General features: G+C 41.1%; 21 protein-coding genes. All 21 read left to right on the top strand.

What is annotated here, in order from left to right:
* Window positions 1-16: 16 nt before the first annotated feature.
* Window positions 17-964, top strand: coding sequence for an ACP S-malonyltransferase (gene fabD, locus ACI48O_RS17875; RefSeq protein WP_435563216.1), 948 nt, complete (start codon window positions 17-19; stop codon window positions 962-964).
* The gene (gene fabG, locus ACI48O_RS17870) at window positions 961-1,704 is read left to right on the top strand and encodes a 3-oxoacyl-[acyl-carrier-protein] reductase (RefSeq protein ID WP_435563215.1); all 744 of its coding nucleotides are present in this window, start codon (window positions 961-963) and stop codon (window positions 1,702-1,704) included. Before fabD ends, fabG begins: the two co-directional genes overlap by 4 nt.
* 197 nt (window positions 1,705-1,901) lie before the next feature.
* Window positions 1,902-2,135, top strand: a complete 234-nt coding sequence (gene acpP / locus ACI48O_RS17865) for an acyl carrier protein (RefSeq protein WP_318504821.1) — start codon at window positions 1,902-1,904, stop codon at window positions 2,133-2,135.
* Between the two features lie 229 nt (window positions 2,136-2,364).
* Entirely contained in the window at window positions 2,365-3,129 is a 765-nt protein-coding gene (gene rnc / locus ACI48O_RS17860; protein ID WP_435563214.1) for a ribonuclease III, read from the top strand.
* A gap of 36 nt (window positions 3,130-3,165) precedes the next feature.
* On the top strand, window positions 3,166-6,732 hold the full coding sequence (gene smc / locus ACI48O_RS17855) for a chromosome segregation protein SMC (protein WP_435563213.1): 3,567 nt from the start codon (window positions 3,166-3,168) through the stop codon (window positions 6,730-6,732).
* Window positions 6,733-6,760: 28 nt separating this feature from the next.
* Window positions 6,761-7,753, top strand: a complete 993-nt coding sequence (gene ftsY, locus ACI48O_RS17850) for a signal recognition particle-docking protein FtsY (protein WP_435563212.1) — start codon at window positions 6,761-6,763, stop codon at window positions 7,751-7,753.
* 155 nt (window positions 7,754-7,908) lie between these two features.
* Window positions 7,909-8,232, top strand: coding sequence for an aminotransferase yhxA (locus tag ACI48O_RS17845; protein WP_435563211.1), 324 nt, complete (start codon window positions 7,909-7,911; stop codon window positions 8,230-8,232).
* Window positions 8,233-8,256: 24 nt separating this feature from the next.
* Window positions 8,257-8,655, top strand: a complete 399-nt coding sequence (locus ACI48O_RS17840; protein ID WP_435563210.1) for a DUF350 domain-containing protein — start codon at window positions 8,257-8,259, stop codon at window positions 8,653-8,655.
* A gap of 23 nt (window positions 8,656-8,678) precedes the next feature.
* A complete protein-coding gene (locus tag ACI48O_RS17835; protein WP_435563209.1) occupies window positions 8,679-9,134 on the top strand; it encodes an RNA helicase in 456 nt (151 codons plus the stop codon).
* 12 nt (window positions 9,135-9,146) lie between these two features.
* A complete protein-coding gene (locus tag ACI48O_RS17830; protein ID WP_435563208.1) occupies window positions 9,147-10,373 on the top strand; it encodes a glutathionylspermidine synthase family protein in 1,227 nt (408 codons plus the stop codon).
* Between the two features lie 21 nt (window positions 10,374-10,394).
* The gene (locus tag ACI48O_RS17825) at window positions 10,395-11,426 is read left to right on the top strand and encodes an ion channel (protein WP_435563207.1); all 1,032 of its coding nucleotides are present in this window, start codon (window positions 10,395-10,397) and stop codon (window positions 11,424-11,426) included.
* A 90-nt stretch (window positions 11,427-11,516) separates the two neighbouring features.
* Window positions 11,517-11,849: a putative DNA-binding protein gene (locus ACI48O_RS17820; protein ID WP_435563206.1), complete on the top strand. Its 333-nt coding sequence runs from the start codon at window positions 11,517-11,519 to the stop codon at window positions 11,847-11,849.
* Between the two features lie 15 nt (window positions 11,850-11,864).
* A complete protein-coding gene (gene ffh / locus ACI48O_RS17815) occupies window positions 11,865-13,217 on the top strand; it encodes a signal recognition particle protein (RefSeq protein WP_435563205.1) in 1,353 nt (450 codons plus the stop codon).
* A gap of 122 nt (window positions 13,218-13,339) precedes the next feature.
* Window positions 13,340-13,612: a 30S ribosomal protein S16 gene (gene rpsP / locus ACI48O_RS17810; protein WP_435563204.1), complete on the top strand. Its 273-nt coding sequence runs from the start codon at window positions 13,340-13,342 to the stop codon at window positions 13,610-13,612.
* An 11-nt stretch (window positions 13,613-13,623) separates the two neighbouring features.
* Window positions 13,624-13,854, top strand: a complete 231-nt coding sequence (locus ACI48O_RS17805) for a KH domain-containing protein (protein ID WP_435563203.1) — start codon at window positions 13,624-13,626, stop codon at window positions 13,852-13,854.
* A 106-nt stretch (window positions 13,855-13,960) separates the two neighbouring features.
* Complete coding sequence (locus ACI48O_RS17800; protein WP_435563202.1) at window positions 13,961-14,353, top strand: YlqD family protein; 393 nt, start codon at window positions 13,961-13,963, stop codon at window positions 14,351-14,353.
* 7 nt (window positions 14,354-14,360) lie between these two features.
* A complete protein-coding gene (gene rimM, locus ACI48O_RS17795; protein ID WP_435563201.1) occupies window positions 14,361-14,882 on the top strand; it encodes a ribosome maturation factor RimM in 522 nt (173 codons plus the stop codon).
* Window positions 14,882-15,622 (top strand): tRNA (guanosine(37)-N1)-methyltransferase TrmD, encoded by a 741-nt coding sequence (gene trmD / locus ACI48O_RS17790; protein ID WP_435563286.1) that lies wholly within the window; start codon window positions 14,882-14,884, stop codon window positions 15,620-15,622. The genes rimM and trmD overlap by 1 nt, the downstream gene beginning before the upstream one ends.
* 134 nt (window positions 15,623-15,756) lie before the next feature.
* Window positions 15,757-16,101: a 50S ribosomal protein L19 gene (gene rplS / locus ACI48O_RS17785; RefSeq protein ID WP_435563200.1), complete on the top strand. Its 345-nt coding sequence runs from the start codon at window positions 15,757-15,759 to the stop codon at window positions 16,099-16,101.
* 182 nt (window positions 16,102-16,283) lie between these two features.
* A complete protein-coding gene (lepB, locus tag ACI48O_RS17780; RefSeq protein ID WP_435563199.1) occupies window positions 16,284-16,835 on the top strand; it encodes a signal peptidase I in 552 nt (183 codons plus the stop codon).
* 38 nt (window positions 16,836-16,873) lie between these two features.
* Window positions 16,874-17,791: a ribosome biogenesis GTPase YlqF gene (gene ylqF, locus ACI48O_RS17775; RefSeq protein WP_435563198.1), complete on the top strand. Its 918-nt coding sequence runs from the start codon at window positions 16,874-16,876 to the stop codon at window positions 17,789-17,791.
* Window positions 17,792-17,892 lie beyond the last annotated feature (101 nt).

Below are 17,892 nucleotides of genomic sequence, written 5' to 3'. Positions count from 1 at the left end.
AAAAAGGAGATTCCTAATGGGTAAAATTGCGTTTTTATTTCCTGGCCAAGGTTCGCAAACGGTCGGAATGGGAAAAACTATGGCTGATTCACATGAAGAATCAAGAGCAATATTTGAAAAAGCAGACCAAACTTTACATATTTCTTTGACAAAACTGATTTTTGAAGGGCCGCAAGAGGAGTTAACGTTAACGACCAATGCACAGCCAGCCTTAATGACAACAAGTATTGCCATTCTGGAGCACTTCAAACGTTTTAATATTACACCGGACTATTGCGCTGGGCACAGCTTAGGTGAATACACGGCTTTAGTTGCAGCGGGGGCTTTTTCTTTTGAAGAAGGTGTGTATGCTGTTCGGAAACGTGGGGAATTTATGGAAGAGGCAGTTCCCGCAGGAGAAGGGACGATGGCAGCAGTGCTTGGGATGGACCGAGCTGCGTTAACAGAGGTAACCGAGGCCATTACTGCAGAAGGAAACCCGGTTCAACTGGCTAATTTGAATTGTCCTGGGCAAATCGTTATGTCCGGTTCTAGAAAAGGAGTAGAACTTGCTTCTGTAAAAGCAAAAGAAGCAGGCGCGAAGCGCGTTCTTCCGCTAGAAGTGAGCGGACCTTTCCATTCGTCATTAATGCAGCCAGCTGCCGAAAAACTTGGTTCCGTACTTGATCAAATCTCGATTAAGGATGCTAAGGTGCCGGTTATCGCCAATGTATCGGCCGACACCATGACATCAGCTGCTGATATTAAACAAAAATTAATCGAACAATTATATTCACCTGTACTATGGGAAGATTCAGTGAATCGGATGATAGAGCTTGGGGTAGATACATTTATCGAAATTGGTCCTGGAAAAGTATTATCTGGACTTGTGAAAAAAATTAACCGATCGGTGACAACATTTTCTGTGTTTGACGAGGAAAGTTTGCTCGCGACAGTTGAAGCCTTAAAGGAGGAGACACGATGAAATTACAAGGGAAAGCTGCACTCGTAACAGGAGCATCTCGGGGAATCGGCCGTGAAATCGCACTAGAATTAGCGAAACAAGGTGCAAATGTTGCCGTCAATTATGCAGGCAGTGAAGCTAAAGCACAAGAAGTGGTGGAAGAAATCAAAGCGCTTGGCTGTGACGCATTTGCAATTCAAGGCGATGTTGCTAGCAGTGAAGCGGTTAACGACATGGTAAAAAGCACCATCGAGCGTTTTGGAGCACTTGATATTTTAGTAAATAATGCCGGAATCACCAGAGACAATCTGATCATGCGCATGAAGGATGATGAATGGGATTCTGTTATCAACACAAATTTAAAAGGTGTTTTCCTTTGTACAAAAGCGGTTACTCGTCAAATGATGAAGCAGCGCAGCGGTCGAATCATCAATATTGCATCGATTGTAGGCGTAAGTGGAAATCCTGGTCAGGCGAACTATGTAGCGGCCAAGGCCGGAGTAATTGGGTTAACCAAAACGGCTGCGAAGGAGCTTGCTTCACGCGGAATTACAGTTAATGCTGTTGCCCCTGGGTTTATAACAACCGATATGACGGATAAACTAACAGAGGAAGTAAAACAAGCGATGCTATCACAAATCCCGCTTGCACGTTTTGGTGAACCAGGGGACATCGCAAAGGTTGTTACTTTCTTAGCCTCTGAGGATAGCAAGTACATGACAGGCCAAACACTTCATATTGATGGCGGAATGGTCATGTAATTAATGGAAGTTTCACTTTATCCCGCTTTAACGGGCAGTATACCAGTTTTATTAAAAAAACATTTTGTTAAACTGCCCGTAAAAGCCCGATTTGTTCAACTAACCATAAGCTGGGGAAAACCACCCCATCTTATGGAAGTTTCACTTTATTATTAAGTTAAAATACTCTATAATGGCTTGAGGGGAGGTGAACATGCATGGCTGACGTTTTAGAACGCGTAACGAAAATCATCGTTGATCGTTTAGGAGTTGAAGAATCTCAAGTTTCTTTAGAAGCTTCTTTCAAAGAAGATCTTGGTGCTGATTCCTTAGATGTTGTTGAATTAGTAATGGAATTAGAAGATGAATTTGATATGGAAATTTCTGACGATGATGCTGAGAAAATTGCCACAGTAGGTGACGCTGTGAATTACATAAAAAGCACTTTGTAATCGTTAGATGCCTACGAAAGCTCCGTTTTTTTAACGGGGCTTTATTCTGTAGAAATCCTGCGCATTTTAGACTTGGGTTGCTTAGAAGCACTCCAAGTTTCTTTTGCGTAAGGAGCCCTTTTTTTTGTAAGATAGAATAGATACGTTTTAGACCATATCCAGCGCTTTTTCAGCCTGATAAGGCGGGGAACATGCGCTTTTATAGAATAAAATCAAGGTGGAGACCAGGATGCGCAAAAACGGAAATGAACGAGAAATAAAACTTAACCGCGCAAAAGAAAATCAATTTAAAGAATTCCAAAGGCAAATTGACTTTGAATTTAAAGACAGTAATTTATTAAAGCAAGCATTTACTCATTCATCCTATGTGAATGAGCATCGCAAAAAGCCTTATGAAGATAATGAAAGGCTTGAATTTTTGGGTGACGCCGTCTTAGAATTAACGGTTTCCCAGTTCCTTTACAAGAAGTACCCTATGATGAGTGAAGGAGAGCTGACAAAGCTTCGTGCAGCAGTTGTTTGTGAACCATCTTTAGTCTATTTTGCAAACGAACTTTCTTTTGGTCAGCTTGTTTTACTAGGGAAGGGCGAAGAAATGACCGGCGGCAGGGAAAGACCGGCATTGCTGGCTGACGTATTTGAGGCCTTCATCGGAGCTCTTTATTTGGATAAAGGAATTGACAGTGTGATCGTTTTCTTGGAAAGAATCGTATTTCCGAAAATTAATGCTGGTGCTTTTTCTCATGTGATGGATTTTAAAAGTCAGCTTCAAGAATATGTACAACGTGATGGTGTCGGTGTCATCGAATATAAGATTCTCCTTGAAAAAGGACCTGCTCACAATCGGGAATTTGTTTCCCGTGTCGCATTAAATGGTGAAGAATTGGGTACTGGGACGGGCAGATCAAAAAAAGAGGCGGAACAGCATGCTGCCCAAATGGCGTTAGAAAAGTTAAAAACCTATATCCAAGCTGAACATAATCAAGAACAGTAGAACAGGACTTTTTTAGACAAATAGGAGGAAGACAGCATGTTTTTGAAGCGTTTAGATGTCGTTGGTTTTAAATCTTTTGCTGAACGAATCACCGTCGACTTTGTTCCAGGTGTTACAGCTGTTGTCGGCCCAAATGGAAGCGGAAAAAGCAATGTTACTGATGCAATCCGCTGGGTACTTGGAGAACAGTCGGCGAAATCCCTCCGTGGTTCAAAAATGGAAGATATCATTTTTGCTGGAAGCGATACAAGACGGGCATTAAATTTTGCTGAGGTTACGCTGACACTTGATAATGAAGACCAATTCCTTCCAGTGGATTATAACGAAGTGAGTGTAACGAGACGAGTTTATCGCTCGGGAGAGAGTGATTTTTTAATTAATAAGCAGTCGTGCCGACTGAAGGATATTATTGATCTATTTATGGACTCCGGCCTTGGTAGAGAAGCCTTTTCGATTATTAGCCAAGGAAAGGTTGAAGAAATTTTAAATAGTAAAGCCGAGGACAGGAGAACGATTTTTGAAGAAGCAGCAGGAGTATTAAAGTATAAAAACCGCAAGAAAAAAGCAGAGTATAAACTTGCAGAGACTCAAGAAAATTTAAATCGTGTCACCGATATCATCTATGAGCTTGAGTCTCAAGTTGAACCGTTGAAGATGCAAGCATCCATTGCCCGCGATTATTTAGAGAAAAAAGAAGAACTCGAAAATTTTGAAGTCTCCCTAACCGTTTATGAAATTGAAGATTTTCATGCGAAATGGGAGAATCTCTCTAAAGCGTTAGAAGGACATCAACAGGATGAGCTAAGACTATCAAGTGAGCTTCAGAAAAAGGAAGCTAATATTGAGGAATGGCGCAATAAAATATCGGCATTAGATGAATCGATCGATGATCTGCAAGCTGTTTTGCTCCGAACAACCGAGGAGCTTGAAAAGCTTGAAGGCCGAAAAGAAGTGTTAAAGGAACGCAAGAAAAATGCTTCGCAAAACAAACAGCAGCTTGAACGAAACGTGGCCGAACTTACAAGTAAGATTGAGGAACTGAAAGCGGATAAGGAAATACAGGAAAGCACGGTTTTAAAGCTCAAGCAAGAAGCGGCAGAGCTAAAGCGTGATTTAGATGAAAAGCTTGGCCAACTAGAGAGATTCACTGTAAATATCGAACAAACGATTGAGTCATTGAAGAGTGATTACATTGAATTATTAAATAGCCAAGCTGGAGCGAAAAATGAACTTCGCAACATTACTCAGCAGCTGGAACAGCAAACTAGCCGCAATAGTAAGCTCGATGATACGAATGAAAAATTCCTGCGTCAACGCGAGGACATTCAAGCAAGAAAAGAAACGGCGCTTCTTCAACTGAAAGAAGCAAATGGCAAGCTTGAACAACAGGTTCAAACCTATTTTCAAGAGCAGCGAAAGCTTGAGTCTTTGAAAAATCAGTATCAAAAGCAAGAAAAACTCCTTTACCAGGCCTACCAATTTTTACAACAGTCCAAATCAAGAAAAGAAATGCTGGAAGAAATGGAAGAAGATTTTTCTGGTTTTTATCAGGGGGTAAAGGAAGTATTAAAGGCTCGGAATAATAGTCTACAAGGGATTGAAGGCGCCGTTGCCGAGTTAATTTCTGCCCCTAAGGAATATGAAACGGCGATCGAAATTGCTTTAGGTGCCGCAATGCAGCATGTAGTCGTTGATTCGGAACAAAATGCAAGAGCAGCGATTGCCTTTTTAAAGAAACACTCCTATGGCCGGGCAACTTTTCTTCCGTTAAACGTAATAAAAGGGAAAAGTCTTTCTTCCTCCCAGCTTGATGCGATCAAACACCACCCTTCATATATAGGAGTAGCGTCCTCGTTGATCCGTTTTGACCAGAAGTATCAAGAAATTATCGGCAACCTTTTAGGGAATGTCGTGATAACAAAAGATTTAAAAGGCGCGAATGAACTGGCGAAAATCCTTCAATATCGCTGCCGCTTTGTCACTCTAGATGGTGATGTTGTCAACCCGGGCGGTTCGATGACAGGTGGGGCTGTTAAGCAGAAAAACAATTCCTTGTTAAGCCGTAAAGGTGAACTTGAAGAGCTGAAGGAAAAGCTTGCTGATATGGAGGAAAAAACCGCCCAGCTTGAAAACCAAGTGAAGCTATTAAAAAATGAAATTCAGGAGAAAGAAGCGAAGCTTGAGACATTACGTAAAACGGGCGAAGAGCTTCGAATGCTGGAACAATCGTTTAAGGGAGACCTCCGTGAAATTGAGGTTGAAGAAAAGAATGTGAATGAACGATTAGCATTGTATGACATGGATAAGCTTCAATTTATTCAAGAAAAGGAAGCTCTCCATTCAAGAAAATCCGAATTAGAGGCCGAACTTTCAAAGCTTGCTGCTGAAATTGCTGACCTAGATGCAGAAATTCAAAAGCTATCACAACAGAAAAATGTGGAGTCGACGTCGAAGGAAGCGATTTCTACTGAAATAAATGAGCGGAAAATTCAGATGGCAGCCAAAAATGAGCAATTGTCTCATGCGAATGAAAAATTGACACGATTATCGGTAGAGTTAACAGAAAGTGAAGAAAAACTAGCCACGGTTCGTGAAGATTTACAACTGCTATCGTCTGAAATGACGAATAGCTCATCTGGAGAAGAACAATTAGAGCATGCAGCAAAGCAAATGCTTTATGATAAAAATGAAACGGTCCAATTGATCTCAACCAGAAGAGAAGAGCGCGTTTCATTACAGCTCGAACTTGAAGATATGGAACTTGAGTCAAAGGAATTGAAACGCCAGCATAAGGGGCTGGTTGAGGTTCTAAAGGACGAAGAAGTAAAGCTTACCCGGTTTGATGTTGAGCTTGAAAATCGTCTGGCCCATCTTCGTGAAGAGTACATGCTTACCTTTGAGGCGGCCAAAGAACAATACCCATTATCCCTTCCAATCGATGAGGCTCGTAAAAAAGTAAAATTAATTAAGAAGGCGATCGAAGAATTAGGGACTGTTAATCTTGGTGCGATTGAAGAGTATGAACGGGTATCAGAACGATATGAATTCTTGCTCGAGCAAAAAACAGACCTTCAGGAAGCAAAGGATACATTATTCCAAGTAATTGGTGAAATGGATGAAGAAATGAAAAAGCGTTTTGAACAGACGTTTTCGGGAATTCGCTTCCATTTTGAACCAACCTTCCAAGCCCTGTTTGGCGGAGGAAGAGCTGATTTACGTTTAACCGATCCAAATGATTTACTTAATACAGGGGTAGAAATTGTTGCTCAGCCTCCAGGTAAAAAGCTGCAAAATCTTGGACTCCTATCCGGTGGAGAGCGTGCCTTAACAGCGATTGCCTTATTATTCTCAATCTTAAAGGTGCGGCCTGTTCCATTCTGTGTTTTGGATGAAGTGGAAGCAGCACTCGATGAGGCCAACGTAAACCGATTCAGTCGCTATTTAAAGCAATATAGCAGTGAAACACAGTTTATCGTAATAACCCATCGAAAAGGAACAATGGAGGAAGCAGATGTCCTTTATGGGATTACGATGCAGGAATCTGGAGTCTCTAAGCTCGTCTCAGTGCGCTTAGAAGAAACACCTGATTTAGTTAAATCCTAACGATTTATATGAATGAGGAAGTGAAACGATGAGTTTTTTTAAAAAATTAAAAGAAAAAATCTCCAAGCAAGCCGATACAGTTACAGAAAAATTTAAGCATGGCTTAACGAAAACACGCGATAATTTTTCAGGAAAAGTAAATGATCTAGTAGCACGATATCGAAAAGTAGATGAGGACTTTTTTGAAGAGCTTGAAGAAATTCTCATTCAAGCTGATGTCGGTTTTGATACCGTTATGAATCTGATTGATGAGCTGAAAATGGAAGTGAAGCGGAAGAATATTCAAGACCCAAAAGAGGTTCAAGCTGTTATTTCCGAAAAATTGGTTGAAATTTATCAAGGCGGCTCAAGTGATGCTTCATCTGAATTAAACATTCAGGAAAACGGATTAACGGTTATTCTATTTGTTGGTGTAAATGGAGTTGGAAAAACAACGACCATTGGAAAGCTCGGTCACAAATTTAAGTCAGAAGGCAAACAAGTATTAATGGCAGCCGGTGACACGTTCCGGGCAGGAGCGATTGAACAGCTTGAGGTTTGGGGCGAGCGTGTAGGCGTTGAAGTCATAAAGCAGGCAGAAGGTTCCGATCCTGCTGCGGTTATGTATGATGCCATCCAAGCTGCTAAAGCACGCCATGCGGATATCCTGCTTTGCGATACAGCTGGGCGTCTTCAAAATAAGGTTAATTTGATGAAGGAGCTTGAGAAGGTAAAGCGGGTAATCGAGCGGGAAATCCCTGGTGCTCCTCATGAAGTTCTGCTTGTTCTTGATGCCACAACCGGTCAAAATGCCATGATTCAAGCCAAAACCTTTAAAGAAGTAACCGATGTAAGTGGAATCGTCTTAACGAAGCTTGATGGTACGGCTAAAGGGGGAATTGTCCTTGCAATTCGTAAAGAAATGGACATCCCGGTTAAGTTTGTCGGGCTTGGTGAAAAAATGGACGATCTGCAAGAATTCGATGCTGAACAATACGTTTATGGCTTATTTGCGGATCAAGTAGAGGAAGAACAGGAATAAGTTCTTTCGGATGATTAAAAATGATATAAGAGACTGTTGAGTGTTCCTCTTCAGTCTTTTTTTATAGGATTTGTCATATTTTAGTAATAATGTAAAGCAGGTATTCCCCGGCTTTGGATGGAAGTAAGTTCTAAGAAAATTAAAGGAGGAAGCGTATGAGTAAAACGAAAAAAGTAATCGCTGGAATATCCACGACCGCTCTGACCTTTGGGCTAGCCGGTTGCGGAAACGACCTCCCTCCCGTTCCGGAAGATAATGCTTGCGGGGACTGGGAATGGGATAACGATGATGGGGTTTGGGAATGTGATGATATATCCTCAGGCTATTATGGCCATTATTTCTATGGTGGAAAATATTATAAAACGAAATCACTTTTATATAAAAATAAGGCGTACTCATCGTACAAAAAAAGCAGTTCCTTTAAAGGCGGAAAAGCAAGCAGCGGATTTGGAAGCGGCTCTAAAGGCTTTGGCGGCTAAAATTTATTAGAAAGAGGGATGTTCATGGATTTATATATCAATTTTTCACTATATTTGCTCGTTTCACTGGGCTTATTATTAGTCGGTGTATTTCTTTTTGAAATTACGACTACTAAGGTAAAGGAATTTAAATTAATTGCAGACAAGAATATGACCGCAGCACTTTCCTTGGGCGGTAAACTTTTGGGTCTTGCGGTTGTGCTAGGTTCGGCAGCAGAATATTCCGTATCCCTTTTAGATATGGCGATTTGGGGTGTCATCGGTATTGTAGCGCAAATTATTTTCTTTATTGTCGCAGAGGTCATTACGATTCGCTTTAGTATTGAAAAGGCGATAGAAGAAGACAATCGTGCCGTTGGAGTAATGTTATTTTCTCTTTCTCTTGCCGTTGGTTGGATTGTGGCGAAATGCTTGACGTACTAACATAAAGGGCAGGGGTGAAGCAGATGCATAAACTGACTTATTTTATTGATCGTGGGAATGGAGACTACCAGCCCTTTTTTGAATACAGTTATCCTGACGTTGGCGAAGATGAATTCTACGCACGGCAATTGTGCACTTACTTCATCATCGAAGGGATGCAATATCAATTAATATCAAATGAGATGAAGGGTAGCGAAGAAATCCTCGTCCTTGAAGAGATGGGGCCTAATCAGCTGGTGCCGGATGAACAGACTTATCGCAATAATGGGCTGCATCTGGAATTTCGGAGCTCACTAGCCGAAGAAAATTATCGGCTTTTAAACGTCATTCCATGTGACAGCCACTTTGAAGTGATTCGCTTTTTGCTCAAAGACGTCGTCGATATTCCTGTCCGTGGCCAATATTACACTACCTCCACAGAAATTGACGAAGATCGTGGTGCATATGTCATTTATGTCAAAGAAATAGATGGCGAATAAAGGAGAGTTTTTGTGAATTCCTCATCATATCAACAAAAAAGAAAACAATTTTTCGCGAAGGTGGAAAATTTTTGGCCGGACCTTTATGGCGAAGAATATGCGCTTTATGATGTTTATCAAACAAACCGCGACTTTGTCAAAATGATTCATCAAGCATCAGGCCGGATTGGTTCCATATTCTATAAAACTGCCAAACTACTTCGGCAAGCAGACGATGAGATATTACTAGAAATGGGTTTCCCGCGGGAAACTCTTTCCTTTCTGCGGATAACACAGCTTAAAAATGAAAGTGTCATTGCCAGGCTTGATTTAGTTCCATATGGGGGCAGCGTCAAGTGCTTAGAGTTAAATTCTGATACACCCACATTTATTAAAGAAGTTTTTGCCGTTAATGAATTCATCTGTAGTGAATTTGGATTAGAAAATCCAAATACCGGGATGGAAGAAAAACTGAGCGAAGCAGTACAGAGCAGTATTATTGCGTCTATCACTCAGTCGAAACTAAACCTTGTTTTCACCGCACATCATGATCACCTTGAAGACCTCAATACGGCTTTATATCTGCAAAAATTAACTAAACTACCTGCAAAATTTGTTCCGCTCAAGTCATTGCAAATTAAGCAGGGGGAAGGCCTGTATGATGAAGCAGGTAACAAAATTGATATCCTTTACCGACAAACCTATCCGATCGAAAATTTAATCTTAGATAAAGATGAACAGGATCATCCGATTGGTTTATGGCTCCTTGAGCTAGTTGCATTAGGTAAACTTTCCATCCTTAATCCTCCATCTGCCTTTCTTTTGCAAAATAAAACGGTACATGCGGTTATTTGGGGCTTGCATGAACAGAGGCATCCGTATTTTACGTCACAAGAGCATGAATGGATTGATGAGTATTTTCTGCCTACCTACCTTGAACCGGACCCCTTTTTGAAAACGGGCACCGCCTTTGTTAAAAAACCTTCATTTGGACGTGAGGGTGACACGGTGGAAATCTATGACGGAAAAGGGATGTTAAAGGTCGAGGATTCCCATAAATCCTATATGTGCTATACCCCCGTTTATCAGCAGTATATTGAACTGCCTGAAGTCTCGTTCACATCTGAAAAGGGTGTTCAAACAGGACATATGATTATCGGAAGCTTCCTGTTAAATGGGGAGCCGGGGGGAATTGGCTGTCGGGTCGGAAACCCTATCACCGACAATCTATCATACTTTTTACCAATCGGAATTCGATGACACAAGAATGGGAGGTTCCCCATGTGGATTTTACATAGAATCATTTCCAGGCTAAGTAAGGTTAGCCTTAGAAAACTAGTGGTTATAACGATTTTAGTTATTTTCGCTTGCAGTTTCATCATGAGATCAATTGAACCAGAGACGTTTCCGAGTTATTTTGATGCACTATGGTGGACGATGACTACTATTGTAACGGTAGGTTATGGTGATTTTTTTCCTACTAGCTTTGGAGGCCGTCTGTTTACAATGCTGTTTCTATATACGATTGGAATTGGGGCAATGGGTCTTATAATCGGGAAGATATTTGAGAGCTTTAGTTTGTATCGGAAGCTAAAGGAGGAAGGGAAATTGAAATATTCGGGTACGGGTCATTATATTTTAATAGGTTCATCAAAGGAAAAATTGCAAAATGTGCTCGAAGAAATCTTCTATGCTGAGAAAAAAGCGGAAGTCGTGATTATTGATAATGCAGAAAGATGCCCGCTTGACCACGAAAGAGTTCATTTTGTCAGCGGAGATCCAGCCGACGAAGCTGTGTTAATGAGAGCCAATATCCTGGAATCCAAATCCGTTTCCATTTTTTCTGATGAAAGCATTGAGTTATCCGAATACGCAGATGGGAAAACACTGTTGATTGCCTCACGTGTTGAGTATATTTCCAAGCGCTACCATAAAAGTATTTATACCATTGTCGAAATAATGAAGGAAAACCATATTTCGTTATTCGAATATGCGAAAGTGGACGAATTTATTTTAGCGAAGGAATCGGTATCCCGCTTGATGGCTCAGGCAGCTATCTATCCGGGCTCGAGTCGCTTATTTAAGAAACTGCTTAGCAATGGCGATGAAGAAAATTTGTATGAAATCACTAAAAAACCGCATTGGAAAACGTATAAACAAGCAGCGAGCGAGTTATTCGATTTAGGTGCAACGCTCATTTCCGACGGCAGTCATTTAGATATTGCCAAAAGGTCGGAGGAGTCGATCGCTGCCGAGGCGAAATTGTATGTGATTTGTGATAAGGATACCTACAAAAAAATAAAAGATTCATAGTATCGACAAGCCTTGGCGTATCTTGACATGGCGTGTTGTTCTGTGTAAACTAGGTTGTAAAGGCTTTTCACTTAACAAGGGGGAAACGCGATGCTGGAAAAAACAACTCGCATGAATTATCTTTATGATTTTTATCAATCGTTGTTAACACCAAAGCAACGCAGCTACATGTCCCTCTATTACTTAGATGATTTTTCCCTTGGAGAAATTGCTGAAGAGTATAATGTAAGCAGGCAAGCAGTTTATGACAACATAAAGCGGACCGAGGCAATGCTAGAGGAATATGAGGAAAAACTATTATTATTCGAGAAATTTCAAAAGCGCAGCAAGCTGCTTAAGGTTTTAAAAGAACTGCTGGAAGCTGAAACTCCTTATAAACAGGAGCTGCTTGAAGCGATTGTCGATATTGAAAAATTAGATTAGGGGGCGGCAAAAAGAATGGCATTTGAAGGATTGGCCGACCGACTGCAAAATACGATCCAGAAAATCCGCGGAAAAGGAAAAGTTTCTGAAGCGGATGTAAAGGAAATGATGCGCGAAGTTCGTCTAGCACTTTTAGAAGCAGACGTTAACTTTAAAGTAGTTAAGGACTTTGTTAAAAAAGTGAGTGAACGCGCACAAGGGCAAGAGGTTTTGAAAAGCCTAACTCCTGGACAGCAGGTTATCAAAGTCGTAAAAGAAGAATTAACAGAGCTAATGGGCGGCGAGCAAAGCAAAATTGCCGTATCCAACCGTCCGCCGACCGTTATTCTAATGGTTGGTCTTCAAGGTGCTGGTAAAACGACCACAACCGGAAAGCTCGCAAACCTGCTCCGGAAAAAATATAATCGTAAACCTCTCCTGGTTGCCGCCGACATTTATCGTCCTGCAGCTATTAAACAGCTTGAGACACTTGGAAAGCAGCTGGGAATGCCTGTCTTTTCACTTGGTGATAAGGTAAGTCCAGTTGAAATCGCCAGGCAGGGAATTGCTAAGGCAAAGGAAGAACATCATGATTACGTGTTAATCGATACAGCAGGCCGTCTGCACGTTGATGAGGCACTAATGGACGAGCTAAAGCAAATTAAGGAGCTGTCCAAGCCTGATGAAATTTTCCTTGTCGTTGATGCAATGACAGGTCAAGATGCAGTAAATGTTGCAAGCAGCTTTAATGAGACGCTTGGACTTACCGGTGTTGTGTTAACCAAATTAGATGGTGATACCCGAGGCGGTGCAGCCCTTTCCATTCGGTCTGTTACCCAAACACCGATTAAATTTGTCGGTCTTGGCGAGAAAATGGATGCGCTTGAGCCATTCCATCCAGAACGCATGGCGTCACGGATTTTAGGAATGGGCGATGTGCTGACATTAATTGAGAAGGCCCAAGCGAATGTTGATGAAGAGAAGGCGAAAGAGTTAGAAAAGAAAATGCGGACAGCATCCTTCACTCTTGACGATTTCCTTGATCAGCTTGGTCAAGTTCGTAATTTAGGACCGCTCGATGAGCTGTTAAAGATGATGCCTGGTGCGAACAAAATCAAAGGCCTGAACAATGTTACCATCGATGAAAAGCAAATTTCCCACGTGGAAGCCATCATCAGGTCGATGACGAAGGAAGAAAAAATCCATCCAGAACTCATCAATGCGAATCGCCGTAAACGGATTGCTAAAGGGAGTGGAACGACCGTTCCTGACGTTAACCGTCTTCTGAAACAATTTGAGGACATGAAGAAAATGATGAAACAAATGACCAACATGCAGCAAAAAGGGAAGAAAAAAGGCGGCTTTAAATTACCGTTTAACCCTTTTTAATGGAACAAAAACCCTGTGGTATCAGTAAGTTTCTAAGGTGTTAAGAAAAAACACTTTACAAACTTTTTATTCATTGCTATTATATTATCTTGTGTGAAACTATTCGGAGGTGCTTATTTAAAATGGCAGTTAAAATTCGCTTAAAACGTATGGGAGCTAAAAAATCTCCTTTTTATCGTATCGTAGTTGCAGATTCTCGTTCACCACGTGATGGACGTTTCATTGAAACAGTTGGAACTTATAATCCAGTTGCAGATCCTGCAATCGTTGAAATCAACGAAGAGCTAGCTCTTAAATGGTTACAAACAGGTGCAAAGCCATCTGATACAGTTCGTAACCTTTTCTCTAACCAAGGCATTATGGAAAAATTCCATAATGTTAAGAACAGTAAGTAATTAGAGATTCTATGAAACAGCTGATCGAAACCATCGTCAAGCCCCTTGTTGATTTTCCGGACGACGTCATTGTCGACGTTATTGAAGAGGATCAACGCGTAACCTATAAGCTTTCAGTTAACAAGACCGATATGGGTAAGGTAATTGGAAAGCAGGGGCGCGTTGCAAAGGCAATCAGAACTGTAGTCTATGCAGCAGGTTCAACACAACAGAAGAAGATTTTTTTAGAAATCTCAGAATGAGGAGGGGCATCCCTCCTCTTTTCGTATATGGAACTCTATTTTATTCGCCAAGTTTCATCATTTCTTTTCCTAGGAAAGATCAACTTAGCGTTTTAGGAGGCGCTTTATGAAACTGCTTCAAACTGTTGTTGTTAAACAAATCTTAACAGAAAAAAGCAAGGACGAACTGTTTGAAAAGTACCAGGAACGAAGGCTGCAATTGCAAAAAGAATGCGACCAGCTTCGCTTTGAATTAAAAAAACTTGAAAAAACTAAAAAATATCAGCCCACACAATTACTCGAGCATTTTGATAAAGAAATTCAAATTCGCCAAGAAAAAATAAAGTTGGCTGATTTTCAAATAGAACAACTACATATCCTACCGTTAGGAAGTGAATTAAAGGAACGGGAAGTCCAAGCCCTTGTCGATGTCAATGTGGGGGATCGTTGGGATGAGTTTCTTTCGGGAAAAACAATTATTATTAAAGACGGTTATGTCGCCGAAATAAGAGAAAGGTGATAAACGCATGGATAAATGGTTTAATGTCGGTAAAATTGTCAATACACACGGAATAAAGGGTGAGGTTCGGATTATATCCAAGACGGACTTTACTGAAGAGCGTTATAAGCCAGGAAATCATTTATATTTATTTATGCCTGGTGCCAAAGAACCAATCGAATTAACGGTTAAAGGCCATCGTCAGCACAAAAATTTTGATTTATTGACGTTTGAAGGCTATGAAAATGTGAATGAGGCAGAAAAATTTAGGGATGGAATTTTAAAGGTTCCTGAGAGTCAGCTTGGTGCCCTTGATGAAGGCGAGTTTTATTTTCATGAAATCGTCGGCTGCCTTGTTTTTACAGTTGATGGTGAAGAAATTGGCAAGATCACTGAAATTCTGACTCCTGGCGCTAATGACGTCTGGGTTGTCAAACCGATCAGTGGGGGAAGGGACATTCTAATCCCTTACATTGAACAAATCGTCAAAAAGGTCGATGTAAAAGAAAAAATTATTTTGATAAAGCCGATGGAAGGGCTTCTGTCATGATGAAAATCGATGTTCTTACCCTTTTTCCGGAAATGTTTTCGGGAGTGTTTTCACAGTCGATCCTAAAAAAGGCGGCGGAAAGCAATTCAGTTAGCTACAATGTCGTCAATTTCCGTGAGTTTGCGGATAATAAGCATCAAACGGTTGATGACTATCCGTACGGTGGCGGTGCCGGAATGGTATTAAAGCCACAACCGATTTTTGATGCGGTTACCGAGTTGTCTAACGGCGAGGGCGGGAAGAAACCACGGGTTATTCTTTTATGTCCGCAGGGCCGTCGCTACGACCAGAAGAAAGCGGAGGAATTGGCTAATGAAGAGCATCTCATCTTTATTTGTGGTCATTATGAGGGCTATGATGAAAGAATTCGAGAACATGTTATAACCGATGAAATCTCAATAGGAGATTATGTATTAACCGGTGGCGAACTCGGTGCAATGGTGATAATTGATAGTGTCGTTCGCCTTTTGCCCGGGGTGCTAGGGAATGAAGAGTCCCATCAGCAGGATTCGTTCAGCACCGGTTTTCTTGAACATCCGCACTACACAAGACCAGCCGATTTCCGCGGGATGAAGGTTCCGGACGTTTTACTTTCCGGGAATCACCGCCTGATCGAGGAATGGAGAAAAAAAGAATCGTTGCGCCGCACCTTTTTGCGCCGGCCAGACCTTTTGCAAGATGTAGACCTAACCGATGAACAGAAAAAATGGCTGGCAGAATTCGAAAAACCACAGGATTAACTATTGCGGATGTCGATTATTTATGATAAGATATTTTTTGTGACTTGGACTGTAAAGGTATAAGTCTTGATAACGATGTTCCGCTGCAATCATTACTAGGAATGCAAGAGCATCTGTGGGAGGAGTTGAATACGATGCAACAATTAATCAATGATATCACAAAAGAACAACTTCGTTCTGATCTTCCTTCGTTCCGTCCTGGTGATACTGTACGTGTTCACGTTAAAGTTATCGAGGGTACTCGCGAACGTATCCAGATCTTCGAAGGTGTTGTGATTAAGCGTCGTGGTGGAGGAGTTAGCGAAACTTTTACTGCTCGTAAGGTATCTTACGGAGTAGGCGTTGAGCGTACATTCCCTGTACACACACCGAAAATTGCGAAGCTTGAAGTAATCCGCCGTGGTAAAGTACGCCGTGCGAAACTTTATTACCTACGTAATCTTCGCGGTAAAAAAGCTCGTATCAAAGAAATCAGATAATTGGTATGAAAAAAAGGGGGCTTGGGAAACAAGCCCCTTTTTTGTAGCAGAAATATTGCAAACATAAGACAAAAGGATTAAATAATCTTAAAAAATTAATCCCCTATCGTGTTAAATATTGCTAACTTATGTAAAATAAATCTATATCGACACTCTTAGGTTAAGAATGGTGGGGAAATAGAATGACAAAAAAGAAAAATGAACTTTGGGAATGGACAAAAGCACTAGTAATCGCAGTTGTGTTAGCAGCTATAATCCGTACATTTTTATTTGCTCCAATTGTGGTGGACGGCTTATCTATGATGCCGACACTTCATAATCAGGATCGAATGATTGTCAATAAATTCAGTTATAAAATTGGAGAGCCTGAACGGTTTGATATAATTGTTTTCCATGCACCGGAAGGGAAGGATTACATAAAGCGGGTAATTGGATTGCCTGGCGATGAGATTGAATACAAAGACGATATCCTTTATGTTAATGGAAAAGCATATGAAGAGCCATATTTGGAAGAATATAAAAAAGCAGTCATTGATGGACCGTTAACAGAACCTTTCACTTTAGAGGAAAAAATCGGCAAGAAAAAGGTTCCGGAAGGGCAGCTGTTTGTAATGGGAGATAATCGCCGCTACAGCAAGGACTCCAGACACATCGGCACCATTCCAATGGAAAAGGTACTCGGAAATACAAAAATCCTTTACTGGCCAGTTAAGGATATTCAAATTGTAAAATAAGCTTGATTGGATTATTTTTAAAAAGAGGGGTGACGTTTATGACAATTCAATGGTTCCCCGGACATATGGCGAAAGCACGCCGAGAAGTTACAGAAAAACTGAAGCTAGTTGATATTATTTTTGAACTAGTTGATGCACGGATTCCATACTCGTCTAGAAATCCGATGATAGACGAAATCATTCAGCATAAACCGAGATTAGTATTGCTTAATAAAGCCGACATGGCTGATAAGGAAATTACAAAACAGTGGATTCAATATTTCAAAGACCAAGGCATTTCTGCACTGGCCATTAATTCTCAGGCTGGTATTGGTATGAAGGAAATTGTCGCGGAAGCCAAAAATATATTAAGTGAAAAATTTGATCGCATGCGGGCAAAGGGGATTAAGCCCCGAGCAATCCGCGCGATGATTGTCGGGATACCGAACGCAGGCAAATCGACGTTAATTAATCGTTTAGCTAAAAAAAATATTGCTAAGACCGGAAATACACCGGGAGTAACCAAAGCCCAGCAATGGATTAAGGTCGGCAAAGAACTGGAGCTGCTCGATACCCCAGGGATCCTCTGGCCAAAATTTGATGACCAAGAGGTTGGATTAAAATTAGCGGTAACCGGTGCTATTAAAGATACCCTTTTAAATATGCATGATATTGCAACATACGCAATGCGATACTTGGAAAAGGCCTATCCAGACCGCCTTAGGGACCGCTTTAAGCTTGAAGTAGTACCTGAGGAAACGGTTGAGTTGTTTGATACGGTTGGAAAGGCCCGCGGCTGCTTAGTTAGTGGCGGTGAGGTTGACTACGATAAAGTCGCTGAACTGGTCATCCGCGAAATCCGGATGGAGAAGCTAGGCCCATTGTCTTTTGAGAAGCCGAGCGATCTCGTTGTGGACGTAGATGAAGTGGTTTTAGAAGATAAAGCAGGCGTGTTAGAACCAAATCCTGAGAGTTAACGGGTCAACCCCCTAAGTTTGGACATATACTCATGTTTTCTCACGATTCCTTTGTTTTTAAAAAAACTTTTTTATCTATACAGCGATTGGTTTTTTATGAT

Origin of the sequence: Neobacillus terrisolis, assembly GCF_051233475.1 — a bacterium.
Lineage (GTDB): Bacteria > Bacillota > Bacilli > Bacillales > Cytobacillaceae > Bacillus_BU.
Note: the sequence above shows the minus strand (reverse complement) of the source record. Positions and strands in the feature narration are given on the sequence as shown.